The organism is Ornithinimicrobium pratense (assembly GCF_008843165.1).
In the GTDB taxonomy this organism is placed as follows: domain Bacteria; phylum Actinomycetota; class Actinomycetes; order Actinomycetales; family Dermatophilaceae; genus Ornithinicoccus; species Ornithinicoccus pratensis.
Map to the genome: position 1 here is coordinate 3179280 of NZ_CP044427.1, position 25303 is coordinate 3204582.

A 25303-nucleotide genomic window follows, 5' to 3' on the forward strand; every position below is an offset into this window, starting at 1 on the left:
GGGTCGAGCAGGCGACCTAGCGGTGCCCCTGGATCGCCATCTTGATGTCTTCGTAGCGGCGCGGACCGATGACCGTACGGACCAGGGTGGCCCCCGGACGGACGACCTTGTCCCGGGCCAGGCGCGCGGGACGGGCCGCAAGGTCCTTGACCCGGTCCGGCAGCGTGACGTCGGGCAGGTCGTCGATCAGACCGGGGAACCTGGCTCCGTGACTGCCCGGAGCCACCAGCTGCCCGGCCACGCGGTTGGAGACGTTGCGTCCGTGCACGACCTGCAGCCAGGCGGGGTTACCCGCCTCGCGGACGGCCGGCATCACGGACTCAAGCTGGTCGTGCACCCCTGCCCAGCAACTGAGGTAGTCGGCAGAGGCGATGTCGTCCACGACCGCGACGAAAGCGTTGTTGCGATCCTGACGCAGGTAGACCCGCTGGCCGTGCCAGATCAGGCCCTTGGTCAGGTAGATCGCTGACGGGGTGGTGGCCGGCACAAGCCGACGGACCCGCTGCACGAAATCAGTGGCCAACCCGTCGTCGTTGTCCAGGTTGGAGGTGACGACCGGGCCCATGGTCCGGCCGCTGACGCGCAGGACGTGGGCGCGGATCGTCTCAGGGTCCAGGGCACGATCCAGGTAGATGGGGTGGAGCGGTAGCTCCTCCTGCAGCTGCGTCATCCGCTCGCGCAGCCAGTCCGGGGTGCCCTGCTGGTCCAGGTAGATCACCCAGGACAGACCCTCCTGCTCCTGAGCCCGCACCGACGGGACGGTGTAGGCCTCGAAGAGCCGCATGCGGGCGGTGAGCCACTCCGGGGAAAAGATGGACTGCTCGACCCTGTTGGCCGGCAGGTTGAACCTGGTGAGGAAGACGTGGGGGGTAGGGCCAGTTGTCATGATGTTCCTTCCTCTGGTGTGCTGTCGCCGCCCGGCGGCACGGTCTCCGGGCCGGAGGGGGTGGGTGTGGCCTGGATGCGGCCGCCCATCTGACGGTCGATCATCTGCTGGCGCCACCGGCCCAGCCTGGTGGCCCCGGGGACGTAGCCCAGAAGCAGCGCCCGGGCCCTGACCCGCGGGTCCTCCGAGCTCAGCGTCGCGAGCTGGCGGTAGAGCGTCCGGGCGTGGTTGTCGTCGCCGTCGCGCAGCGCCTCCCCGGCCTGCAGGTCCAGGAACCGGGGCGGGGGCGTGGTCAGCCGCAGGGAGACGAACTCCTGCTCCTGCGGCGTCAGCTCCTCCCGGTACTGGTCCCGAACCCGGCGGATGATCTCGTCCTCGGCTTCGTGCCGTCTGTCGTCTGTCGACTTCGCGTCTGGCGACAGCCGGTAGAGGGCGTGCGGCTCCGGCTGGAAGATGACCTCCCACCCGGTGAGGACGGCGCGAATCCAGAACTCCCAGTCCTCGACCAGGTCAAGGTCCTCGGCGAACCCGGGAACGTCCTCCAGCAGAGCTCGGGGAAAGACACTCAGGATGGGGACGAAGTTCTTCTGCAGGATCGCCAGGCGTTGCCGTCGGCGCGGGAAGTGCGGCCCGATCAGCCGGCGGCCGTGGGCGAGTCCGGTTGACGTCAGCTGCAGGGCGTCGGACATCACGATCCGTCGGCCGCCGCCCGCGTCCTGGTAGGCCGCGACCGCCCGGTCGAGGTAGGCGGGCAACAACATGTCGTCGGCGTCGCAGAAGGCGATGAGGTCTCCGCGCACCAGAGAGAAGGCCGCGTTGCGGGCCGCGGCGCTGCCGGCGTTCTCCTGACGCTGGTAGCGCACCAGCGGTCCGTATGCCCGGCAGATCTCAGCGGTCTGGTCGGTGGACCCATCGTCGATGACGACGATCTCGACGTGGGGATAGGTCTGGGTCAGCAACCCGGACAGGCAGGCCCCGATCGTGTCCTGCGCGTTGTAGGCGGGCACGACGACGGAGACCATTGGCCGCTGCGGACTCGTCACGGCACGCTCGTCGTCCGCGCAGCCCGGTAGGCCCGGGGTGGGGAGTCAGCCTCGCCGGCCAGCTCGCCACCTGGCGGCTTTGGAGCGGGTGTGGCCCACGTGGTCAGTCCCCAGGACGCCACGCCGGCGATCAACCAGACCGAGTAGTTCGGCATGGGGTTGGACAGGGGCCCGAACAACCCCGCGACCAGCCAGACGGAGACCGCGTACCCGGACAGCGCCCGCCAGCCGGGGAGGTCCGGGTGCCCCGGGATGGGCCCGGTGGGCACAGCAGAGCGCAGGGGGCCGAGCACGATGATGAGGAGGAAGACCACTACGGCGGGTAGTCCCAACTCGGTCGCCCGGGACAGAATCACGCTGTGCACCTCGATGACCGCGTTGTTCATCGGTAGGGCGTCCGACTGCCGTGCCCATTCGCTCCCATGGGGGTAGAACCTGCGCCAGCCGATACCGGTGAGCGGTAGATCACTGATGACGCGGAAGGCCGCAGCGTTGCTACTCAGCCGGTCATAGATCGGGCCGTTGGCTGCGGACCGCTCAAAGATGCTCTGCACGAGGGAGGGCAGGAAGATCATCGCCCCGACCACCCCGGACGTACCAGCGATCAACATCGCCGGTATCCAGCGGCGCAGGGCGGGAGAGAGGACCAGTGCGACGAGGATGCCTGCCGCCACCCCGAGCCAGGCCGACCTGGTTCCGGTCAGCACGACACCAAAGAGGGCGAGCGGAGCCACGATGAGACCCAGCGTCGACCATCGGGGCAGCTGGCGACCCGCCAGCACTAGGGCGGCGCCCATGCAGACCGCCAGGGTCATGGCCATCGCCTCCGCACCGGCGAACGGTCCCCGGGCCCTGCCGAAGTGCATCCCCACTTCGGGGTCGACGATGTAGCGGGGAAAGACCAGTTGTGGAGCGAAGACCTCCAGGACGGCGGTCACGCCGAGGTAGAGCCCCATTGCCGTCAATCCCTTGAGCAGCAGGTCTCGGCGGCCGGTGGTGCTGAAGATGAGGGGGCCGACCAGGAACATCACGAACGGCATAACGGTGCGGTCGAGCAGGGCGAACTGCGTGGAGGGGGTCAGCAGGTTGCCGTGCCAGATCATCGACGCCAGGGTCCACGCGACGAACAGGACCATCAACGTTGCCACCGCTCCCCATCGAGCCCGGGTCCGATTCGGGTCCCTCCACAGCAGGATCAGGGCAAGGGGGATGAGAATGCGGTCCGGCGAAATGGGCAGGCCCAGCCGGTGGCTGTGGCCGGACAGCAGGTTGGCGGCCAGGCCGAGAATCATCAGCACGACATACACCGGCGGCCGGGCCCACCTGCTGGCCGGCGCATGCGCTACTGTCCGACGCTGCGGGGTGGCCCCCCTAGAGATGCTCCGCTCGCCGATGACCGCTGTACTGCCCTCTGCCCGGACGGCCTCGGCGGTTGCCTGTCCGCCGGTGGTGACCCTCATGGGCTTGCGATCGGGGCGCCGACCTCGTCCCGCCTCTGGCGCAGAGGTTTCCGCTCGGAGAGGTAGAGGACAGCACCGGAAAGCACCACACCCCCCAGGACGCCGAGCAGCGCGTTGCGCTGCGTTGTCGCGACCCGGTCGTGCCCGATCAGCTGGGCGGGCAGCGTGTCGACGAGCTGCGCCTCCGTGCTGCGGGTTGCCACGAGATTACGGTAACGGTCCCGCAAGGAGTCGTACTCGAGCTGGATCTCAGTCAGGGCGCTCTCAGCCTCCACGTAGGCCGCGAAGCGACGGTCGGCCTCGACCTGGGGGACACCCTCCTCCTGGGACGCCTCAAAGGTGCCCTGGGCGCGCAACGCGTCCGCCCGGGCCGTGAGCAGCGGTTCCGTCTTCTGGGCGATCTCCGTCCGCAACGCTTCGGGATCGTTCTCCTGCGCAACCTGGTTGACGGCGCTCTTGAGCGCGGTCGCCATGGTCGCGGCCGCGTCGACGGCTGTCTCGGGATCGCGCGAGGTAGCCTCGATACGGAGCACATTGGACTCAACGATCGGGGACGCGGCAACCGCCAACGTGCCCTCGGGGGCGATTTCGCCCTGCACCCCCTGATGGTTGACCCAGCGGGCGTAGTTGGAAGCCATCTGTTCCGACGCCGTGGGGAAGCCTGGGATGTTCAGCGCGGTCATCTGGCCCGCGCCCACCGCCAACCTGGCCTCGGCCGTGTACACGGCTGGCCGCACCCACGACACCAGCAGGGCGATCAGTAGGCAGCCGAGGATGATCGCGGTGATGAGAACCCACTGCCGACGGACTCGCGTCCAGAGGGTGGCAGACTCGGTCCGCCGCGACTTGGCGGCAGCGTCGGTCTCTACTGACATGGGTAATCTCCTGGGTTCACGGGCCCACGGTCGACGATGGGTCTGATCCGGCGGATCACCATGGACGGTCCCTGAACCGTCACATCGCCCATCGCACACAGACTACCTAACAGTAGGGTCCTCGTCATACGTGCTAGGTATAGGTTACCCTGAGCCACCGCGGGCGGGGCGGGTCTCCGGGTAGCGGGGCCTACGCCTGACTGCGGGCCGAGCCTGAACCCACGACTGTCACCAAGGAGTGGAGGTCGCATGAAGCGAGCCACCGACGGCATCCGTTATGCGCTCTACTACGCCTTGGCTAGCAAGCTCCCACGCAGTTACGCGCCGGGCGGTGCCACCGCCGCACGGCTGCGCCGCACGCTGGCCGGTCCCCTGCTGGCCCACGCCGGTCGCGACGTGAACATCGAGTCGGGCGCTGTGTTCGGTTCGGGGCGGATGATCTCGCTTGGCGACCGCTCGGGGCTCGGCGTCGATGCCGACATCCACGGGCCGGTCAGCATCGGCAACGACGTGATGATGGGGCCGCGCTGCACCATCCTGACGCGCAACCATCACATCGGCGACGTCACGCGTCCGATGAGCACCCAGGGTTTCGGGGAGTACGAGCCCGTGGTGATTGAGGACGACGTCTGGATCGGCGCCAACGTCACCATCATGCCCGGGGTCACGGTGAGGACCGGCTCCGTCCTGGCTGCCGGTGCGGTCGTCGTGCGGGACGTCCCTCCCTACACCATCGTCGGCGGCGTGCCGGCTGTCGTGCTGCGCGACCGTCGGAACCCGTCCAGGTGAGCCAGGGACACGCCCCGGTTGCCAGTGTGGTGATCCCGGCGCACAACGAGGGTCCTCGCATCGTGGACTGTCTGCGCCCCTTGGTGTCGCTCAGCCGGTCCCTGCCCCTGGAGATCGTGGTCGTCGCCAACGGCTGCATCGACGACACCGTGCACCTCGCCAGCAGCCAGCCCGGCGTCGTGGTGCTCAACCTGCCCGAGCCGAGCAAGACGGGCGCGCTCAACGCCGGCGACGAGGTCGCGACTGCCTTCCCACGGTTGTACCTCGACGCCGACGTGGTCCTCGATGAGCAGGCAGTCCGAAGCATGATCCAGGTGCTGAGCACTGATCTGCCTGCACTGTCCGCACCCACGGTGCGTCACCAGACCGACGGGGCGGACCTGCTCGTCCGCGCCTACTTCCACATCTTTCGGCAACTGCCGTCCGCTCGCCAGAGCGTCGTGGGGCGCGGTGTCTATGCCGTGTCCGAGGCGGGGCGGGCCAGGTTCGGCCGGTTCCCGGACCTGCTGGCGGACGACCTGTTCGTAAACCGGCTCTTCTCCCCCCAGGAAACGATCGTCAGCCAGGGGCTGAGCACCGTTCGCACGCCTCGACGGTGGCAAGACCTGCTCAAGGTCAGGACCAGGCTGGTGGCGGGTAATGTCGAGCTCGCCCGGACCACGCAGGGCGAGGTGGGGGTGCTGACCCAGGCCCATGACTTCTCGGCCACGACGTCGGCCACCCTCCGGGCACTCCTGGCCCTGGTGGTTCGGCGCCCGTACGAACTACCTCCGGCCCTGGTCTATGCGGCCATCAACACACTGGCGCGATCGCCTCGTCAGCCGACCCGGAGGTGGCAGCGTGATGAGTCCAGCCGCTGACGGTGCGCCCGCGCGTCGCCTCGCCTACCTGAACAGCAGGTACCCCGCCTTGTCGCACACGTTTATCGAAAGGGAGATCGAGGCGGTCCGCGGGCACGGGTTCGAGGTACACACCTTCTCGGTGCGGGCGTCGCCTCCGGAGGACCTGCTTTCCCGCACGATGCGGACCGAGGCGGAAAGCACCTTTGTGCTCCTGGGTGGACAGCCAGGCCCCTGGGTCCGGGCGCACGGAACGACTCTGACCCGCCATCTGCGCGGGGCCCTGAGCACGATCCGGACCGCCCTGGGCACGGGCGAGGCGACGCCGCGAGGGCGGCTGTGGCAGATGTTCTACTACGGTGAAGCCGTCGTCTTGCACGACCAGATGAGGGCCCGCGGGCTGCGCCACATCCACGTCCACCATGCGAACGTGTCCGCTGACGTCGCCCGCCTCACCTGCGAGCTCGGCAACGCGGTGGACGGTCCGGGCACGTGGACCTGGTCCGCGACCATCCACGGGTCCGCGGAGTTTGAGAACATCAGCGCCTGGGACCTGCCGAGCAAGATCCGTGAGACCCACGCCATCGCCTGCATCAGCGACTTCACCAGGGGCCAGCTGATGCGCCTGGTCGACCGCTCGCACTGGGACAAGATCCACGTCGTGCGGATGTCGGTCGATCCCGATATCTATGTCCCGCCCGCCACGCCACGCTCGCACGAGGGACCGCTCCGGGCGCTGGCCGTCGGTCGTCTCGTCACGCTGAAGGGCTTTCACGTGCTCATCGACGCCGTCGAGGTGTTGCGGCGAGACGGGGTCGACGTGGAGGTCCGGATCATCGGCCAGGGCCCGGATGAGGGGGTGCTGCGTGCGCACATCGCCGAGCTGGGGCTGCAGGACCATATCCGCCTGGTGGGGCCGGTGGGGCAGGACGACATCGTGGCGCACTACCACTGGGCGGACGCCTACCTGATGACCTCCTTCATGGAGGGCCTGCCGGTCGTGCTCATGGAGGCCATGGCCACCGAGCTACCGGTGGTGACCACCGCCGTCGCGGCGGTGGGCGAACTGGTCCGGGACGGACAGAACGGTCATGTCGTCAGGATGGCGCGGGTCGACCAGCTTGCGGAGGCGATCGGCAGGCTTGCGGCGGACCCGCAGGAGCGCCTGCGCCTGGGGCGGGCGGGGCGGGCGGCCATCCTGGAGGAGTTCACCCCTCGTACCACCGGCCCGGTCATGGCCGACTTCTTGCGGAACGCCGTCCCGGCGAACGCCTGATGTCGGACCACCAGCAGACGCCGAGCGCCGATGCGGCACCGCAGACCGGTCCACAGCCGGCGCCCCAGCCGAGTCTGGCCGCACGACTGATCCGGGGGAGCAGCTGGCGGATCGTGGCACAGATCATGCCGCTGTTCGTCAATCTGGCGCTCACCCCCTACGTGATCCTCACCCTCGGACGGACCGGGTACGGTCTGTGGCTGATCAGCAGCACGCTGACCCAGCTCCTGGGACAGTTCGACGGAGGGATCGGGCGTAGCGCGCAGTACTTCTTCGCCCTGCTCGCGGGTTCCGATGACCGGAAGGGCAGTACCCGGTTGTTGATCTCGCTGTTGGTGGCGGTCGCGCTCGTCAGCGGGCTGCTGCTGTTGCCTGCCTTCCTGGTCTCCGAGCAGCTGGCGGCCTTCTTCAACACGCCGCCGGAAATGCTGGCGGACACCGTCTTCCTGCTGCAGGTGCTCCTGGTCCTTGTCGCCGTCGGCCTGCTGCGTAACCTGTTCGCGGCCGTCCTGCACGCCTACGAGAGGTTCGCGCTGAGCTCTGTCTCGTCGCTGCTCAGCTATGCCGTCTACGCGATCGGCATGGTGTGGGGGCTGTCAAGCGGGATGGGGTTGCGGGGAGTCGCCTACGCCTTTGTGGCCCAGCAGGTGGTGGCCACCCTCACCATCGTGCCGCCCACCTTCCGTCACCTCTCGACCCGAGGCATCGGCTTCGTGTCCTGGCGACGGATGGTCGAGGTCGCCCAGGTTTCCTGGCGAGTGCAGATCTCCGGCCTGCTCACCGTCGCCGCGATGCAAGGGCCGCTGCTCATCGTGGGTCGTATGCAGCCCCTCCAGGTCGCCGACTTCGGGCCGGGCAGCACCTTCGCCCAGCAGCTCAAGCTCATCCCGATGAACGGCGTCGTCCCGATCCAGTCCATGTTGGGACGAAGCGTTGGTGCCAAGGGCGCCCAGGACACCCTGCCAGAGTTCCGGGCGTTGCAACGGATGTGGGTCCGCGGGGTCACGGGGTGGTGCGTCGTCGGGGCACCTGCAGCATTCGTCGGCGTCAACGTCTGGCTCCCTCTGGAGGGCTACCTGGCCGGCTTGGTGGCAGCCGTCATGCTGACGGCGCAGTGGTTATCCCTCTTGCCTCAGGTGCTCCTGCAGTGGCAGCTGCTGCAGGGGCGCGCGTCATACGAGATGTGGAGCTCCGCAATGACCACTGCGGTGCTGCTCGGTGGTTCCTTGCTCCTCATCCCGCAGCTGGGTGTGCTGGGCGCCGCCGTGGCTGCCGTACTCGGTTATCTCGCCGGACTGGTGCTACTCCTGCTCTTCTCCAGGGCCCTGGAGGTGCCAGGGCCCTCGCTTCTGGGTGACATCCCCTGGTGGCAGGCCTTGCTCGCGGGGGTATGCAGCACCGCCCTGGTGGGCATCATGGCCTACGCCATCACCCAGGGTCCGCTTCCTGGCGGAGGCATCGGTCTGCTGCTGTGCGGCGCCGCCGCCGCCCCCGCCCTGGGCCTCTTCGTCCTGACCACCTGGGGGCCGCGCCGCGTCGGGGAGATGGTCCGAGCACGCCTGCCCCGGCGCGGGCGATGACAGCCCTCGACCAGCGCCGCTGCTCCTGCCCAGCTGAGAAACTCTGTCGAGCCGTGCCGGCTGCGGCGTGTGGCTGCTATCGTGCAGCCCAACCGGTGGCCGTGACCTACCGGGTGTGAATTCGTGGGACGGCCGGGATACAGGCAGGGGTCGACGGTGCAGTGCTGCAGGATGGTTGAACGCCACGAGCGCTCGGCCGAACGCACTGAGACACCCGTGTGCCGGAGGGTCGGGCCGTGACGGGAGCAGCCGCCCCCACCCGCCTGGCCCACGTCCAGGCCCTGCGAGCCGTCGCGGTCGGCGGCGTTCTCATCTTTCACTTCTGGCCGCATGCCCTGCCGGGAGGCTTCCTCGGTGTCGACATCTTCTTCGTCATCTCCGGCTTCCTGATCACGGGCGGCATCGTCCGCCAGGTGGAACGGCGACAGTTTTCGTTCCGCCAGTTCTACATCCGCCGGATCCGTCGCCTGATCCCGGCCGCGGCCCTTGTGGCACTGGTCTCCGGGGTCGTCGCGTGGTTCGTCCAACCCATCAGCCTGTGGCTGGACACCTTCTCGGAACTGCTCGCGTCAACCCTCTACGTACAGAACTGGTTCCTCGTCTACAAAGGCAACGACTACTTCGCAGGGTCTCCCTCGCTCGCCCAGCACTACTGGTCGTTGTCGGTGGAGGAGCAGTTCTACCTCATCTGGCCGGTCATCATCGTGCTGGCAGGCTGGATCGGACATCGGACTGGCGGTGTGCGCCGGGGGGTCATCGTGGCCCTGGGGGCGTTGACCCTTGCATCCTTCATCACTTCGGTCGTGGTGACTCCTCAAGACTGGCAGCTGTCCTTCTTCGCCACACACATCCGCGCGTGGGAGTTCGGCGTCGGCGCCCTGCTAGCCCTCGCCCCGACCCCCGAACGCCGGCCGTGGCACGCCGCTGTCGGCTGGGCTGGGCTGGTGGTTCTAGCTGTATGCCTCTACGTCTATCGAGGCACCTGGCCCTTTCCTGGCTGGATCGGGGCGATCCCTGTCCTCGCGACGGCGCTATGCCTCTGGGGTGGTTTCGGACAAGGACGTCGCGCGCTCAGCCGGGTTGTTCTGTCCCCGCCGGTGCTCTGGGCAGGGGACATCTCCTACTCCTTGTACCTGTGGCACTGGCCCATCATCGTGCTCGCACCATGGGTGCTTGAGGGTGAAACCTCCCTGCCGGTCGATCTGGGCCTGGTCGTCCTGTGCTTCCTCTTGGCATGGGTGACCAAGACCCAGGTCGAGGACCGTTTCCGGGAGGGGGGCGTCGTGCTCGTGCGGGGCGTGGACCCGCTGCGCAGGCCGTCGATCGTCGTCGCTACGGTCCTGCCCCTGGTCGTTGTGGTGGGCTGTGTCCTGCAGCTGAGCACGATCACCGCGGCCTCCTCGCGGGCGGCAGCTCTGGAAGGCCAAGCCCTGGCCTCGGACCTCCCCTGCTACGGCGTCGAGGCTCTGGACGACCCGAGTTGCGAGCCGCCGTTCGGTGACGAGCTCATTCCAGCTCTCAGCACGGCGTACGTCGATTTCACCCAGTCGCCCGAGAACAACGAGTGCATGCAGACCGTGACCGCGTCCACCGTCATCCGCTGCGTCTTCGGCGATCCGCATTCAGACACCACCGTGGCCCTGGTGGGCGACTCCCACGGCCTGGCCTGGTTGCCAGCGGCACAAGTCGCAGCGGAGGAACGCGGGTGGCGGCTCCTGACCTATCTGCGTGGGGCTTGTCCGGTGAGTGCTGCCGTGACGAAGCGCTACGTACCCGGGGAGCAAGAGTTGTGTGACGCCTGGTCGCGGGACGTCATCGAGGAGGTTGTGACTGATCCTGAGGTCGATCTGGTCATGACGGCGGCGTTGAACACGATCACCTGGGTCCCCACCGAGGGCCGCTCCCCCTACGAGACGGGCGTCGAGGGTTACGCCCAGGCATGGAACCGGTGGGCTGAGGCCGGCAAGCGAGTGCTGGTGATGGAAGAGACACCGCTGCCCCGTGACGACGTCTTGGAATGCCTGTCCCAGCAGCCGGCCCGGGCGTGCGCCCAGCCGGAGTCGCAGGTGGATCAGCCCGGTCCCAGCCCCCTGCACGCGGCAGTGGACCGTCTCCGGGCCGACGGTCAACCCGTCGATCTGATGCCGGTCCGTGATCTGTTCTGCGCCGACGACGCCTGCCCTGCCGTGGTGGGGAATATCGTGGTGTACGTCGACGGAGACCACGTCTCACAGCCCTATATGCGCACCCTGGGCCCCCGCGTCGGCGAGGCCTGGGACGCGCTGGTCAACGCCGGCTGACGGGCGCAAGCACCCCGCAGCCATACCTCCACCATGAAGAGCAGGAATCCTGCCCCGAGGAGCAGTTCTACCGGTTCCTGGAACCGCGGGGGGCCTTCCCCGAGTGCGACCCCGGCCACGCCCGCAGCTGGCACCCCGTAGTCGACGTAGAGGTAGTAGACGAGGGCCGGCAGGAACCACCACAGCAGGTCCTTGGAGGGGGCGTAGGCGTAGCCGGGCTGCAACCACGCCACACGGGACACGACCCACCGACCCACGCCGACCCCCCACACACCGATCACAATGTACAGACCGTGCAGCGCGTAGCGGTCCAGCAGGTTGTGCAGGTTCGCCTCGTCCTGAAGGTTGGCTTCCACCAGCGCGGAGGGACCCTCGAAACCCAGCACGCGCTGACCCCAGCTGACCTCCTCCCCCGCGATGACGAGGAACCCTAGGCAGAGCACCACGTAAGCGATGGCCGTCAACCGCCGCCCCCGCCTCCACCACCTCGGTACCAATACGGCAGCGACCGCAGCAGCCGCCAGGTAGCAGACCACCGTCATCCATTCCACGAGGCTGTCCTCGGCGGTCCCCCACAGGTAACCGCTCGGATAGACGACCCAGAGCAGATAGATGCCGACCATGGACACCAGCGGAACGACCATGAGCAGAGCCCGAAAGACATCTGGGAAACGTCGCCAAGGTGAATGAGGGGTGAACGCCATACGCGATCCTAGCGAACGGTGTGGAGGTAACCTATTCTTGCCCTCGTGCGACATGGATGTCGTAGCATGCACGGCATGACCACGTCAGCCGGTCACATTGCCGAACGGTTGCGGGCACGCGGGGGGTTCCTCCGTGGCGCCCTGGTCAGTCGCGGCAGGCCGTGATGGGCGGGGTCTTTCTCATCGCCTCACCCGGTGGACATATTGACGAGCTCTACGACCTGACGTCACGGCTGGTAGACAGTACGACAAGGCGCCTCTGGATCACCGCGCGAACGCCGCAGACCGCGCAGTTGCTCACGACCGAACTGACCGAGTGGGTGCCGCCGATCGCCTCGCGTCAGGGCCATCGAGCTCTCGCGCAGTTGCCGTACGCGATGCAGCTGATCCACCGGTACCGCCCTAGCCTGGTCATCTCGACGGGCGCCGCCCTGGCGGTTCCTCACCTCGTGGCCTCCAGAACGTTGGGGGTGCCGACGCACTACATTGAGAGCGCCACACGACTGGAGGGCCCTTCCGTCACCGGTCGAATGATGGAGAATCTGCCGGGAGTGCGGCGGCACCACCAGGGGTTCCGGGTGCCTCGGCAGGGCTGGAGCCATCTCGGCAGCGTCTTCGACGCCTACCGTCCCGGTCCTAGAGTCTCTCGAGAGCTGCGCCGGGTCGTGGTGATCGTTGGAACGGAGCGATACCCATTCTCTCGGGCACTGGAAAGTGTGGCTCGGGCCCTGCCCGGCGACGTGGAGGTGCTCTATCAGGTAGGTCACACCCCACCTCCCGATTCGTCCGCCTCGTATCAGAAGTGGCTGCCGCTGGACGAATTGCTCAGGGCGATGGAGCGTGCCGACGTCGTGGTCACCCATGCTGGGGTGGGATCCGTGCTCACGGCGTTGCGGCTGGCCAAGCACCCGCTGGTGATCCCCCGGCTGCCCCAACTTGGGGAGCACGTCGACAACCACCAGTCGCAGCTGGCCCGGATGCTCGAAGCCAAGGGACTGGTCACGGTCGCCTGGCGGGACTCCGACCTACTGCCCATGCTCACCGACGCGGCGCAGCGCTCGACCATCAGATGGGGCACCCAAGTCAACCTGTGAGCGTGGTGCTCGTGCTGGGGGGTAGGTCGCCGGACCTCCGGTGCCCGCCGGGGGGGTGCCGGTGGACTCGCTCAGTGCTGCCCCGCCTGCTCCACCTCGGCGGCCCACCGCACGTAGCGGTCCAGGACGGCGCTGCAGACCTGGTCGTGGTCGTAGGCCATGAGGTCATAGCCGCCGGTGGGCAGTTCGACGTGCAGGACCGTGGTCTGGTCGCTGGACTCCCGGACCAGGGCGCCGAAGCTCGGGGCCGGCTGCAGACGCACCCGGACGGCGTAGCGGAACTGTGCACCTTCGTGGTCGACGACGAGCTCGGCGGTGCGCCGCACCTCCCCGGACGCTTGCAGCTCGTCCACACGCACCTGGGCGTCCACCTCCTGCGCGGCCAGCTCGGCCCGGAGGGCCTCAAGCGCCGGCAGCACGACGTCCTCCAGGTGCTCGTTGGCCTGCTGGACCGTGACGGTGCCGGTGGCCCGCGCCAGGCGGCGGCGCCACAGCTGCGGTGACGGGACCGCGGTCAGCTGCGCGGGAAGGGCCGGAGGGGCGGCCTGGGTGCGCACCCGGTCCTGCGCCAGCGCCGGGGGCAGGCCGACCATCACCGCGATCATCACGAAGGCGAAGGGCAGACCCATGATGATCGTGGCGTTCTGCAGGGCCGGGATGCCGTCGATGACGAGCATGCCTGCGGTGAGCAGGCCGGTGGCGCCAGCCCAGACCACGCGTAGCCACGGCCGCGCGTCGACGTCGCCACCGGGCAGGTCGGAGGACAGGTTGGCCATGACCAGCGCGCCGGAGTCGGCCGAGGTGACGTAGAAGAGCAGCCCGACCACGGTGGCCAGCCCGACGAGGAAGAACGCGGCGGGATGCTGCTGCAGCAGGGTGTAGAAGCCCTGCTCGGGCAGCTCGACGGCCAGCTCGCCGAACGCCGCGTCGCCCTGGCGGATCCGCGCCACCGCGCTGTTGCCGAAGATGCTGATCCACATCACGATGTAGCTGAACGGGATAGTGAGCGTCCCCAGGACGAACTGCCCGATGGTGCGGCCCTTGGAGATGCGGGCCAGGAAGAGGCCCACGAAGCTGGCCCAGGCGATCCACCAGGCCCAGAAGAAGAGCGTCCAGCTCGCCATCCACTCACCCGGGTAGTCGTAGGCCATCGTGTCCATCGTCATCCCGGGAAACATCGAGACGAAGTCGCCGACGTTCATGACGATCGCCCGCAGCAGGAACGCCGTCTCGCCGGTGACCAGCACCCATACGGCCAGGAAGACCGCAAGCAACACGTTGAGCTGGGACAGGATCCGGATGCCGCGGTCGATGCCGGTGATGGCCGAGACGGTGGCGGCGGCCACCGCGAGCAGGATGAGCAGGGTTTGGGCGGTCAGGCCCTGCGGGACGCCGAACATGATGTCGAGACCGACGTTGAGCATGACCACCCCGATGCCCAGGGTGGTGGCGACTCCGAAGATGGTGCCGAGCACGGTGGCGATGTCGACGGCGTCACCGACCGGGCCGTTGATGCGCCTGCCGAGGAGTGGGTAGAGCAGGGAGCGGACCGCCAGGGGCAGCCCCAGCCGGTGCACGTAGAAGCCGAGCGCCAGGCCCATGAGGGCATACATGCCCCACCCGGTGATCCCGTAGTGGAAGAGCGCCCACACCGAGGACTGCCGAGCCGCCTCGACCGTCTCCGCCTCGCCCTGGGGCGGGAAAAGGTACTGGCTGGCCGGCTCGGCGACGGCGAAGAACATCAGGTCGGTCCCGATGCCGGCCGCGAAGAGCATCGCCGACCAGGCGAAGGTGGAAAACTGCGGCCGGTCGGTGTCCTTGCCCATCCGCACCCCGCGGTAGCGCACCCCGATGATGAGGACGAAGAGCAGGATCGCGGTGGCCAGCGCGATGTAGAACCACCCGAACCAGGTCGACGTCCAGCCGACAATCTCGCCCAGGACGGTCGCGGACTGCTCGGGCGCGACCAGCGCCCAGACCGCGACCACCAGGATGAAGGCCATCGAGACGACCAGAACGGTCCACTTGGTGCGCGCCCGATCGGGCGCCTTCATCTCCGGCGGCGGCGCAGCGATGTTGCGCACCGCCTAGCGCTGAGACGCCGACAGGCTCCGCTGGTCGCTCACCCACAGGTCGAGCAGGCCGCCGAAGTGGGCCATGAACTTCTCCTGCTCGTGCTGGGGGTAGGTCGCCCGGACCGTGTCCTCGAGCAGCTGGGTGAAGGCCGGGGAGTCGACCCACTCCAGCACCCGCTCCGGCAGGTGCGGCAGGTGGGTCTCACACCACTCCCAGTAGCGGTCGGTCTCGAACTCCTGGTCTGCCAGCTGGCGGTAGGCCTGCATCTTCTCCAGGTAGGTGCGGTCGGGGTCGTCGGCGATGTCGAAGTAGGCGCGGGGGTCGCGCACGCCGATCTTGGGGCGGCGACCGGTCACCAGGCAGTAGGCCGACCAGCGCACCAGCGCGGTGATCGCCCAGGGGAAGTAGTAGTGCAGCGAGGTGACCGCCACGTCGGGGCAGGCGTTGGCGTAGTCGATCGGGTGCACCTCGTCGCCGGCGACCAGCATCTCGGCGGAGTTGAACTCCCAGCCGAAGAAGGAATTGACCACCTTGCTCACCGTCTCGGCCTCCCAGCCGGCCTGCGGGGAGAGGAAGTCGTGGGTGACGGCATACCGGTTGTGCATGGGCTGCTCGGGGCGGAAGTCCATCACCATCGTCTCCGGGCCGATCGTCAACGCCCGGGCGAAGTGCTCGTAGTCGACGGTCGCCTGCAGGTGCATGAGCATGTTGCCGGACTCGTCGTAGGCACGGTGCAGCGTCTCCACGTCGGGCACGCGGGACACCCCACGCCAGCCGCCGCCGTCGAAGGGCTTCATGAAGAGTGGGTAGCCCACCTGCTCGGCGATCGCCTCAAGGTCGAAGGGGTCGTTGTAGCGGGCCGCGGTGTAGGCCCAGCGGGTGTTGTCGACCGGGTTCTTGTAGGGCACCAGGACGGTCTTGGGGATCTTCATGCCCAGCCGCAGCATCGCCACATACGCGCTGTGCTTCTCCATCGCCTGGAAGGTGAAGGGGCTGTTGAGCAGGTAGGTGTCGTTCATCAGCGACGCCTTCTTCAGCCACTCGCGCGGGTGGTAGTACCAGTACGCCAGCCGGTCGATGACCAGTCGGTAGCGCACCGGGTCGGTCAGGTCGAAGGGGTGGATCCGCACCCGCTCGGAGGTGAAAGTGTGGGTCGTGCCCTTGACGTCCAGCGGCCCCACAAGCGACAGAATCGACTCGAACGCCCGTGGCCAGTCCTCCTCTGCACCCAGCAGCAGACCGATCAGGTGAGTCCTCACGTCGTTGGCCATGTCGGAACGTTAGCGGGTGACGCAGTCGGGCACCACAAGGATCGGACTGTTACCGTGTATACAGTCCCCCTCGTCACACCGGCGCGGCTGTGTCCCCTTACCTGTAGCGAGTGTGCTGTTACGTGTTCTCCGGTCTTGACCAGACAGCTTTGCTGTGGATCATCCTCGGCCTCCTCGTCGTCCTCGCGGGCGTGGGGCTGGCCATATCGATGTCCTCAAGTCGGGACGTCCTAAGAGGAATACCGCTGGTGCTCGACGGGGCCGAGGAAGAGCAGGACGACGAGGACGACGACGAGAGCGGAACGCGCGCGGGCTGAACCCTGCCTATGGCAGGCTAGCCCCCACTGACCGGAGCCCACCCGATCAAGGAGGACGGTATGGAGCGCGTGCAGGTCGACCTGGACATCGAGGGCACAGGCCGGGGCACCGTGATCCAGTACGGGCACTGGGGACGTCCGGTGCTGGTCTTCCCCTCTGAGGCAGGCCGCGCCTGGGACTTTGAGAACAACGGCATGATCGAGCCGATCCGATCCCTCATCGACGGTGGTCAGGTCAAGGTCTACTGCGTTGACGCAATCGACCACCTCACCTGGAGCTGCAACGCCCTGCCAACCGAGGAGAGGGCCCGCCGGCACCAGACCTACGAGCGCTGGCTCCTGCAGACGGTCGTGCCGCGCATCGACGCGGACTCGCCGGGTCATCGCGGGATCGTCACGGTCGGCGCCAGCATGGGCGGCTATCACGCCGTCCACCTGGGCCTGAAGCGTCCCGACGTGTTCCCGGTGGCGATCAGCCTCTCGGCCAACTTCGACCCGACCAGCTGGCACGGGTGGGGCGAGTTCGGTGAGGCGACCTACTTCGCCAACCCCACGGCCTACGTGGCCGGGATGGACGGGGAGCACCTGGCCTGGGTGCGCGCCCACGCCAACATCCTGCTCGTCGTGGGCCAGGGCCCGTTCGAGGTGCAGCCGACCCAGTCGCTGCCCGGCGCACACCGGATGGCGCACATCCTGGCCGAGAAGGGCATCCCCCACGAACTGGACGTCTGGGGCTTCGACAGTGCCCACGACTGGCCCTGGTGGCGCAAGCAGCTGGCGCACCACCTGCCGCGCTTCTGCTGACGGGTCCTGGCCCCAGGTGAGGGTGCTATCGCGTCCGCCTGGGGCTGTAGGTCACGAATCAGTAACGGGCAGGTAAAGAGCGTGCATCGGTGCTCCTGGCGCAAGGTAAAGGCCTGCACCGGGTGTCGAAGGGCTTCCCGCTACATACCTCGCAAAAATCATCCTGCAGGATGACGAAACCTCGCGATCTCCCCCGCCACAATGTTCGGGTGCAACAGAAGGGACTGGTCCTCACCGTGGAGGCCAGGGACAGCGAGAGCGACGGTCGGCCCGTGGGACCTGCAACTCTCGTTGGCCTCAACATCGCGATCATGGCGGTGGGTCATAGGGACACCACCCCATCCCTTCCGTTGCGTGTGCTCGTCCCTGTCGCCGCAGGGGGCGACAGGGGCGAGCACAGGACGAACCGTGACGGCACGTCCGCCGTCGAGGTGCTGAAAGTGCACCCGGCGGCGGACGGGTCCGACCACTGCGTCCTCGAGCTCGATGGGCAGGTGCTCGCCGACCTGGGTCTGGCTTCGGTGGTCGAGTCGCGGGTAGGTGAGAAGGATCGGGCCTCCGATCCCTGGTATTGCAAGATCTGGCCACCGTCCTGCCGCTAGGTTGACCTTCCGGGCAGGACGCACCGAAGGGAGACTCGCGTGACCCGTGACACCGAGCTCGCCGCGGTCGGTCCAGATGCTGCGACCTCTCCGCCGGCCACGCCCTCGGGAGGCTGGCCTCTGGGCATCCGATGGCGCGACCTGGTGGTCGTGCCGCTCGCCTTCGGCGCCGACCTGATGTTCGCCGGCTACTTCACCGACGGCCTCTACACCCGGCTGAGTGGCACACCGGCTTCCCCCGTGCTGGTCATCGCCATCGTGGCGATCATGGCCTTGGCGCTGTTCTGGCGCTGGCGGGCCGGGCTGCCCGTCCTTATCTACGTGCTGGTGATCACGGCCGGCCTGGCCCTCTGGCTGCGCGAGGCGCAGCCGACCATCTGTGTGCTGGTCGCCCTGTATGCCGCCGCCCGGCACGCCACCCGACGAACCGCCCGACTCGTGCTGGCCCTCGGGCTGATCGGCATGGCCATCACCACGGCGGTGGTGGTGGGGTACGACGGCTACCAGGACGTGAAGTTCTGGCAGGTCGCCTTCCCCGCAGGGGTGCTCACCAGCGTCGTGCTGGGGGTGTGGTTCTCCGCCCGCCGTGAACAGCTCGCGGCGGGCCGCGCCGCCGAGCTGTCCAGCCAGATGAACGCGCGCGCCGAGCTGGCCACCCGGGTCGAGCGGGAACGGATCGCCCGCGAGCTGCACGACATCCTGGCCCACTCGGTCAGCGCGATGATGATGCAGGCTGCGGGCGCCCGAGCGATGGCCCAGACCGTGACCCTGGGCCAGGCCCAGGACGAGCGGGTGCAGCAGTCCATCCTGGACGCCCTGAGCAGCATCGAGAACACCGGCTCGCAGAGCATGCGCGAGCTGCACCGCCTGCTGGGCACCTCCGTCTCATCCAGCCTCGGCCCGGAGGCCTCTGGACCCAGCGAGCCACCCAGCCTGGCCGACCTGGAAGACCTGGTCCGCACCGGCCGGCACAGTGGGCTCATCGTGGAGGTGCACCGCACCGGGACGCCCGGCGAGCTGGACCCCTCGGTCGGGATCGCGGCCTACCGCACCGTGCAGGAGTCGCTGACCAACGCCCTGAAGCACCTGGGCCGGGGCACGGTCGTGGACATCTATGAGTCGTGGGGCGAGGACGAGGTGCAGGTGCAGGTGCGCTGCCGGGGCGGCAACGACGGCCTTCGGCTCAACGCGCCCCGTGGCGGGCACGGGCTGCGGGGGCTGCGGGAGCGGGTCGACCTCACCGGGGGCTCGTTCGAGGCCGGCTGGGTCGGCGACGAGTTCGTCACCACCGTGGTGCTGCCCCAGTCCGGCGCCCGCAGCGGCGCGCGGGAGGATGAGACGTGAGCATTCGAGTGGTCATCGCCGATGACCAGAAGGCGGTCCTCGACGGCATGACCATGCTGCTCTCGGCCGAGCCGGACATCGATGTCGTGGCCCAGGCCGAGGACGGTGGGCAGGCGGTGGCGATGGCGCACGAGCACCACCCCGACGTGGTCGTCATGGACATCCGGATGCCCAGCATGGACGGCATCGAGGCCACCCGGCGCATCACCGCGGACCAGGACGACCCTGACGCGGTCACCACCGTGCTGGTGCTCACCACCTTCGACCAGGACGACCTGCTCTACGGCGCCCTACGGGCCGGCGCTTCCGGCTACATGCTCAAGCACGCCGCCCCCGCCGGCCTGGCCGAGGCCGTGCGCACCATCGCCGACGGCGGCTCCTGGATCGACCACAGTGTCGCCGGCAAGGTGATCAACACCCTGCGGCAGACCACCCCGATCGACGCCACCGGCCGGCCCAACCTCGACATGCTCTCCAAGCGCGAGCTGGAGGTGCTGCGCCTCATGCGCGACGCCCCCACCAACCCGCAGCTAGCCGAGAGACTCTTCGTCTCCGAGTCCACCGTCAAGACGCACATCTCGCGGTTGCTGATGAAGACCGGATCCCACGACCGCGCTCAGCTCGTGGCACTCGCCTACCGCTCTGGCCTCGTCAAGCCCTGAGCTGGGGCGGCCGCAGCCCGGCCGTCTCAACTTTTGTGGGCTGCACCGGACGGGGTTGAGCCTGCGAAGACCACCTCGCAGGACATCATCCTGCCGGCCATGACTTTGCCCGTAAACCTGCTCTGACCTGCGAAGACACCGGTTGATCAGGCCTTCGAGCGCGCCCATACTCGATGGGTGCTCACCCTTGGACTGCTCGGCACCGGACGCCTCGGCACGGCGATCCGGGCCCTGGCTGACGGCGCGGACGACGTGCAGGTCGTCTGGGCCGTCGGCCGCGGCGGGCCGCCTGAGGATGAGCAGGCCGTCGACATCGCGATCGACGTCAGCACCGCCGCCGCTGTGCCAGGCCACCTGCGCTGGGCGCGTGCCACCGGCACCCACCTGGTCATCGGCACCACGGGCTGGGACCCTGCGCTCCTCGATCGGGGCGGGCCGGGCATCGGCGCCGGCCCCGGCATCCGGGTGCTCACCGCGCCGAACTTCTCCCTCGGCGTCGCCCTGCTGCGCAGGCTCGCCGTTGCGCTCGGGGGCTATGCGGCACGCGCCGACGTCCCGGTCGACCTGGCCGTCACCGACACCCACCACAGGAACAAGGTCGACGCGCCCAGCGGCACCGCCCTGGCCCTGCGCGAGGGGCTGGCTCTCGGCTCCGAGCGACGGCCAGAGGACGTGCAGGTTACCAGCCTGCGGCTCGGTGAGGTGATCGGTGACCACGAGGTCATCGCCGCGTCCCCGCTGGAGACACTCACCCTGCGCCACACCGCGCACAGCAGGGACCTCTTTGCCGCCGGTGCACTCACCGCGGCGCGCTGGCTGGCCGGCCGCACCGAGCCGGGCGTCTACACCCTCGACGACCTCGCCGAGGACCACCTGCGCGACCTGCTCGACGTCTCCACCGGCGCGGTACCCACCAACGTCGCGTCTACCAGTGACGGTGACGCCACTGCCACCCCCGCCACCACCGACATCCCCCGGGCCGGCGCATCGGCCGGCCGTCCCACCCACGCCGGGGCACCCGCCTGACGCGGGGCCCCGCATACCCCAAGGAAAGCCATGAACACCACCCCCACCGCAGCGCCCTTCACCGGCCTCGGCGTCGCCCTGGCGACGCCGTTCGGCGCCGGCACCGACGCCGTGGGCGGGGCGCGAAAGCCCGCGGTGGACCACGGCGCGTTTGCGCGGCTGGTCGAGCACGTGCTCGCCGACGGGCGAGGTGTGGACTGGCTGGTGGTGCTCGGCTCCACGGGTGAAGGCGCGACGGTCGATGACCGCGAGCGCCGGGCCTTGGTGCGCCAAGCCGTGGAGCTGGCCCGGGCCCAAGCGCGGAGCGTCCCCGTCGTGGTCGGGGTGGGTCACAACGACACCGGCCGCACCTGCGAGCTCGCGGCCGACGCCGCGGCAGCGGGGGCGGACGGGCTGCTCGTGGTCACGCCGTTCTACAACAAGCCGCAGGTCGGCGGTCTGGTGGCGCACTACCGCGCAGTGGCCGACGCCGCGCCGGGGGTGCCGATCATCGCCTACAACGTGCCCGGCCGCACCGGGTGCAACATCACCCCGGCGGCGATGCGCCGGCTGTGGGAGATCGACCAGGTGGTGGCGCTCAAGGAGAGCTCTGGTGACCTGCGGCAGATCGCCCGCCTGTGCCAGGAGGCGCCTCCGAGCCGGCTCGTGCTGGCCGGTGACGACGACCTCGCCCTGCCCTCGATCGCTGTCGGGGCGCAGGGGCTGGTCTCGGTCTGCGCCAACGTCGCCCCCGTCGAGACGGCGGCCCTCGTCCGGGCCGCCCGCGCCGGACAGCTGGGGTCCGCCCAGGCCGCCTTCGCCCTGCTTGCTCCGCTCATGGCGGCGCTCTTCGCCGAGACCAACCCGGTGCCGGTCAAGGCGGCGCTCGCCTGCCTGGGCCTGACCACCGGGGCGGTGAGGCTGCCGCTCGCGCCCGCCGAGCCGGGGACGTGGACCCAGGTGCAGCAGGCGCTCGCCGATTTGCTGGCCGCGCGCCGCGTCCGGGCGGGGGTGGCTGATGCGGCCGCAGCGATGCCCGCGATCCCTTCGAGCCCCGCGGCGCTGGCGTCGTGAGCGCGAGGTCGTTGAAGGAGTTCTTCACCCATCTTGCTCAAGAGTCGGACCGCCAGGCCGCGGGCACCTCGCCGGCCTCGGACCCAGCCGAGGTCGTGGCCCACGTCGGGGAGCTGCTCGCCGCGCTCGAGGACGGCACGGTGCGGGCTGCCACCCGCTCTGCCGACGGGACCTGGCAGGCGCACGCCTGGGTCAAGCAGGGCATCCTCGCCGCCTTCCGGCACAGCGAGACGGTCGAGCTGGACTGGCCGGGCGGGGCAGTGGACAAGTCGCTGGTGCCCGCTCGCCAGATGGTCGCGGAGGACGGCGTCCGGGTCGTGCCCGGCGGCACCTCGGTGCGTCGCGGGGCCCACCTGGCTCCGGGCGTGGTGGTCATGCCGCCCAGCTATCTCAACGTCGGCGCCTTCGTGCACGCGGGCTCCATGGTGGACAGCCACGTGCTGGTCGGCTCCTGCGCCCAGGTAGGTCGTGGCGTGCACCTCTCGGCAGCCGTCCAGCTCGGCGGTGTCCTGGAGCCGGTCGGCGCCCGACCGGTCGTGGTCGAGGATGACGCCTTCGTCGGGGCCCAGTGCGGGCTCTACGAGGGAGCCGTGGTCCGCGAGCGTGCGGTCCTCGCTCCTGGCGTGGTGCTCACCGGGCGCACGACGATCTACGACCTGGTGCACGAGCGGGAGATCCGCGGCGAGGTGCCAGCGGGTGCCGTCGTCGTCCCCGGTTCGCGCCCCGCCGGTGGGGACTTCGCGGGGGCACGCCGGCTGTCGCTCTACGCGCCGGTCATCGTCAAGTATCGCGACTCCTCCACCGACGCCTCCACCGTCCTTGAGGACGCGCTCCGGTGAGCCCCGCAAGCCGGGTGACGGGCCAGCGCCTGTCACCCATCCGCCGCATGGCCGTGGGCGCTCCGCCGGGCACGATCAACCTCGCCCTGGGCGAGCCCGGCTGGCCGCTGCCCGACGTCGCCCGGCAGGCGCTCGCCGACGTCGGGCAGGGGGACGGCCCGCTCCCCTACGGCCCCAACACGAGCCGCCCCGATCTGGTCGAGGCCATCGCCGACTACCACTCCCGGACCAGCCAGACCGTCCACCCCGTCCACCGCACCCTGACCGCACAGAACACGCCACAAGGCTCGACTGGACACGCCACGGTGTCTGTCGACCAGATCATGGTCACCTCCGGCAGCCAGGCAGCCCTCTTCGCCCTCTTCCAGGCGCACGTCGAGCCCGGCTCGACCGTGCTGGTCCCCGACCCCGGTTTCGTCTCCTATCCCTCCCTGGCCCGGTTATGCGACGCCGAGCCAGTCGGCTACCCGCTGGCCCCCGGCGGCCACCTCGACGCCGAGGCGCTGGTCGAGACGCTCCTGGCGCATCCGCGGGCCTCGATGGTCGTGCTCTGTCACCCCGCCAACCCCACAGGAGGGATGGCGTCCGCCGCCGACCTCACGGCCGTCGCCGAGACGTGCGCGGCCCGGGGCGTGCTGCTGGTCAGCGACGAGGTCTACCGCGAGCTGTGGGTGGACGAGCCGCCGCCGTCACTGCACGACGTCGCCGCAATCGACACCGGGGTCGTCCTCGGGTCGATGAGCAAGGCGTTCGGCGCGCCGGGCCTGCGGCTCGGGTGGGCCGTCGGCGGGGCTCAGACCCTCGCTCCCGCACGGATCGTCCACAACGCGATGACGACGGCTCCCGCGCAGCCCTCTCAGGCGGCGGCCCTGGCCTTGCTGAAGGCAGCTGACGAAGTGCTCGCGGACTCTCGGGGCCACGTGCGACGGCGGTGGGGCATCGCCGAGCAGGTCGCGCCGGCGCTGACCACGAGGGCCCGCAGTGCGCCTTCCTCCGCGAGGGCAGGGATCTATCTCTGGGTGCCCGTGCCGCGCGGTGCGCGCGACGCGGCTGGCACGGATGGGGACGACCCCACCCTGGCCTTCGCCCTGCGCCTGCGCGACGAGGGCGGGGTGACCACCGTCCCCGGCAGCGCCTTCGGCCCCCGTGGCGCAGGACACCTGCGGGTCAGCCTCGGCGGCCCGCTCGACGATCTCGAGGAAGGACTGCGGCGTCTCGCGCCGTGGTGGACGACATGATGCTGACTGCTGCGACGACCGATCTCTTCGCCTTCGACGCTCCTGCACTGAAGGAGCTGGCGGCGACCCAGCCAGGCCCGTTCTTCGCCTACGACCTGGGGGCAGCGCGGGAGCGCTACCGCCGACTGCGCGCGCTGCTCCCGGCCCGGGTGCGGCTCGCCTACGCCGTGAAGTCCAACCCCGGGCTGCCGCTGGTCGAGACCTTCGCCGGCGAAGGTGCGTGGTTCGACTGCGCCAGCGCGGGCGAGGTGTCGGCGGTCCTCGCCGCCGGCGGCACCGGCACAAGCATGGTCTTTGCTGGCCCGGCCAAGTCCGAGCGTGACCTGCAGGCAGCGCTCTTCGCCGGGGCCCGGGTGCAGGTGGACGGCATCGAGGACGTCGCTCGTCTCCATGCCCTGCACACCGGCGAGCGTCCGCTGCCGGTGAGCGTGCGCGTGAACCCGGCCCAAGGTGTGTCGGAGGCGGCGAGCATCATCGGTGGCGGTGGGCCGAGCGCGTTCGGGGTGGACGAGGAGGCGCTCGAGGACTTCGTGAGGCAGGCGGCGCGGCACGACCGCGTGCAGATCACCGGGCTGCAGGTCTTCGCGGCCAGCAACGAGCTGGACGCGGGCCGGCTGCTGGCCAACCACCGCACGACGCTCGGCATCGGGCGACGGCTGCAGGAGCTGCTCGGGCGGGAGCTGGACCTCCTCGACCTCGGGGGCGGCCTGGGCGTCCGGTATGAGGTGGACCGGCCGAGCCTGGACGTCCGTGCGCTCGGCGCCGGGCTGGGGCGGGTGCTGGAGGAGAACCCGTGGTTCACCGGCGAGCTGCTGCTCGAGCCAGGACGTTGGCTGTCGGCACCCACGGGTGTCTACTGCGCCCACGTGGTGCGCACCAAGGTCTCCCGTGGCGAGCGGTTCGTCATGCTGGAGGGCGGCATCAACCACCTGCTGCGCCCGCTGCTGACCGGGCAGTCCTTCCCCACGCTGGCGCTGCGTCCCGGCGTCGGCGTGCTCGGTCGAGAGACGGCGCTGACGACGCTGGCCGGCCCACTGTGCACGTCGCTGGACCGGGTCGGGACCGGTGACCTACCGGTCGACCTGCAGCCCGGTGACCTCGTCGTCTTCGGCCAGGCCGGCGCCTACGCCTCCACCCAGGCGATGACCCACTTCCTCTCGCACCCGGCACCTGAGCAGGTCTGGGTCGACGCCGGGTGACGACTCGGTGGGGGTCAAGCTGGGCC

Annotated in this window: 23 protein-coding genes; 16 read left to right on the forward strand and 7 right to left on the reverse strand. The window is 69.3% G+C overall.

The window, feature by feature from the left end:
• Positions 1-16 precede the first annotated feature (16 nt).
• From FY030_RS14660 to FY030_RS14675, 4 genes are all read right to left on the reverse strand, one after another.
• Positions 17-886, reverse strand: a complete 870-nt coding sequence (locus FY030_RS14660; protein WP_158062267.1) for a glycosyltransferase — start codon at positions 884-886, stop codon at positions 17-19.
• Positions 883-1929: a glycosyltransferase family 2 protein gene (locus tag FY030_RS14665; RefSeq protein ID WP_158062268.1), complete on the reverse strand. Its 1047-nt coding sequence runs from the start codon at positions 1927-1929 to the stop codon at positions 883-885. Before FY030_RS14665 ends, FY030_RS14660 begins: the two co-directional genes overlap by 4 nt.
• Positions 1926-3221, reverse strand: coding sequence for an O-antigen ligase family protein (locus tag FY030_RS14670; RefSeq protein WP_238348685.1), 1296 nt, complete (start codon positions 3219-3221; stop codon positions 1926-1928). The genes FY030_RS14665 and FY030_RS14670 overlap by 4 nt, the downstream gene beginning before the upstream one ends.
• 164 nt (positions 3222-3385) lie before the next feature.
• A complete protein-coding gene (locus FY030_RS14675; protein WP_158062270.1) occupies positions 3386-4264 on the reverse strand; it encodes a Wzz/FepE/Etk N-terminal domain-containing protein in 879 nt (292 codons plus the stop codon).
• A gap of 249 nt (positions 4265-4513) precedes the next feature.
• Between FY030_RS14675 and FY030_RS14680 the strand changes: the two genes are divergently transcribed.
• The 5 genes from FY030_RS14680 to FY030_RS14700 all read left to right on the forward strand — a co-directional run bounded on the left by FY030_RS14680 (position 4514) and on the right by FY030_RS14700 (position 11048).
• Positions 4514-5053: an acyltransferase gene (locus FY030_RS14680; RefSeq protein WP_158062271.1), complete on the forward strand. Its 540-nt coding sequence runs from the start codon at positions 4514-4516 to the stop codon at positions 5051-5053.
• A complete protein-coding gene (locus FY030_RS14685; protein WP_158062272.1) occupies positions 5050-5913 on the forward strand; it encodes a glycosyltransferase in 864 nt (287 codons plus the stop codon). The genes FY030_RS14680 and FY030_RS14685 overlap by 4 nt, the downstream gene beginning before the upstream one ends.
• On the forward strand, positions 5897-7168 hold the full coding sequence (locus FY030_RS14690) for a glycosyltransferase family 4 protein (protein WP_158062273.1): 1272 nt from the start codon (positions 5897-5899) through the stop codon (positions 7166-7168). The genes FY030_RS14685 and FY030_RS14690 overlap by 17 nt, the downstream gene beginning before the upstream one ends.
• Positions 7168-8748: a lipopolysaccharide biosynthesis protein gene (locus tag FY030_RS14695; RefSeq protein ID WP_158062274.1), complete on the forward strand. Its 1581-nt coding sequence runs from the start codon at positions 7168-7170 to the stop codon at positions 8746-8748. The genes FY030_RS14690 and FY030_RS14695 overlap by 1 nt, the downstream gene beginning before the upstream one ends.
• Positions 8749-8984: 236 nt before the next feature.
• Complete coding sequence (locus FY030_RS14700) at positions 8985-11048, forward strand: acyltransferase family protein (RefSeq protein ID WP_192498636.1); 2064 nt, start codon at positions 8985-8987, stop codon at positions 11046-11048.
• Here the strand turns inward: FY030_RS14700 and FY030_RS14705 are convergent.
• Entirely contained in the window at positions 10985-11692 is a 708-nt protein-coding gene (locus FY030_RS14705) for a hypothetical protein (RefSeq protein WP_158062276.1), read from the reverse strand. The two genes, FY030_RS14700 and FY030_RS14705, sit on opposite strands and share 64 nt — an antisense overlap.
• Before the next feature lie 224 nt (positions 11693-11916).
• On the opposite strand from FY030_RS14705, the gene FY030_RS14710 reads away from it, so the two are divergent.
• The gene (locus FY030_RS14710) at positions 11917-12846 is read left to right on the forward strand and encodes a glycosyltransferase (RefSeq protein WP_158062277.1); all 930 of its coding nucleotides are present in this window, start codon (positions 11917-11919) and stop codon (positions 12844-12846) included.
• Positions 12847-12917: 71 nt separating this feature from the next.
• Here the strand turns inward: FY030_RS14710 and betT are convergent, their stop codons facing one another.
• Entirely contained in the window at positions 12918-14930 is a 2013-nt protein-coding gene (betT, locus tag FY030_RS14715; RefSeq protein ID WP_238348437.1) for a choline BCCT transporter BetT, read from the reverse strand.
• A gap of 3 nt (positions 14931-14933) precedes the next feature.
• Positions 14934-16193 (reverse strand): ATP-grasp domain-containing protein, encoded by a 1260-nt coding sequence (locus FY030_RS14720; RefSeq protein WP_158062278.1) that lies wholly within the window; start codon positions 16191-16193, stop codon positions 14934-14936.
• A gap of 122 nt (positions 16194-16315) precedes the next feature.
• On the opposite strand from FY030_RS14720, the gene FY030_RS14725 reads away from it, so the two are divergent.
• The 10 genes from FY030_RS14725 (at position 16316) to FY030_RS14765 (ending at position 25277) form a co-directional block, all read left to right on the forward strand.
• Positions 16316-16510 (forward strand): hypothetical protein, encoded by a 195-nt coding sequence (locus FY030_RS14725; protein ID WP_158062279.1) that lies wholly within the window; start codon positions 16316-16318, stop codon positions 16508-16510.
• A gap of 60 nt (positions 16511-16570) precedes the next feature.
• Positions 16571-17314 carry an esterase family protein gene (locus FY030_RS14730; RefSeq protein WP_158062280.1) on the forward strand — a complete coding sequence of 248 codons (744 nt, stop codon included), beginning with the start codon at positions 16571-16573 and terminating at the stop codon, positions 17312-17314.
• A gap of 209 nt (positions 17315-17523) precedes the next feature.
• A complete protein-coding gene (locus FY030_RS16465; RefSeq protein ID WP_192498637.1) occupies positions 17524-17916 on the forward strand; it encodes a hypothetical protein in 393 nt (130 codons plus the stop codon).
• A gap of 39 nt (positions 17917-17955) precedes the next feature.
• Positions 17956-19260: a sensor histidine kinase gene (locus FY030_RS14735; protein ID WP_158062281.1), complete on the forward strand. Its 1305-nt coding sequence runs from the start codon at positions 17956-17958 to the stop codon at positions 19258-19260.
• The gene (locus tag FY030_RS14740) at positions 19257-19922 is read left to right on the forward strand and encodes a response regulator transcription factor (protein ID WP_158062282.1); all 666 of its coding nucleotides are present in this window, start codon (positions 19257-19259) and stop codon (positions 19920-19922) included. The genes FY030_RS14735 and FY030_RS14740 overlap by 4 nt, the downstream gene beginning before the upstream one ends.
• Positions 19923-20099: 177 nt before the next feature.
• Entirely contained in the window at positions 20100-20948 is an 849-nt protein-coding gene (locus FY030_RS14745) for a 4-hydroxy-tetrahydrodipicolinate reductase (protein ID WP_158062283.1), read from the forward strand.
• A gap of 30 nt (positions 20949-20978) precedes the next feature.
• Positions 20979-22001 (forward strand): 4-hydroxy-tetrahydrodipicolinate synthase, encoded by a 1023-nt coding sequence (gene dapA, locus FY030_RS14750; protein ID WP_158062284.1) that lies wholly within the window; start codon positions 20979-20981, stop codon positions 21999-22001.
• On the forward strand, positions 21998-22840 hold the full coding sequence (locus FY030_RS14755) for a 2,3,4,5-tetrahydropyridine-2,6-dicarboxylate N-succinyltransferase (protein ID WP_238348446.1): 843 nt from the start codon (positions 21998-22000) through the stop codon (positions 22838-22840). The genes dapA and FY030_RS14755 overlap by 4 nt, the downstream gene beginning before the upstream one ends.
• Complete coding sequence (locus tag FY030_RS14760) at positions 22837-24078, forward strand: pyridoxal phosphate-dependent aminotransferase (RefSeq protein WP_158062285.1); 1242 nt, start codon at positions 22837-22839, stop codon at positions 24076-24078. The genes FY030_RS14755 and FY030_RS14760 overlap by 4 nt, the downstream gene beginning before the upstream one ends.
• Positions 24075-25277, forward strand: a complete 1203-nt coding sequence (locus FY030_RS14765) for an alanine racemase (RefSeq protein ID WP_158062286.1) — start codon at positions 24075-24077, stop codon at positions 25275-25277. Before FY030_RS14760 ends, FY030_RS14765 begins: the two co-directional genes overlap by 4 nt.
• The last annotated feature ends 26 nt before the right edge of the window (positions 25278-25303 follow it).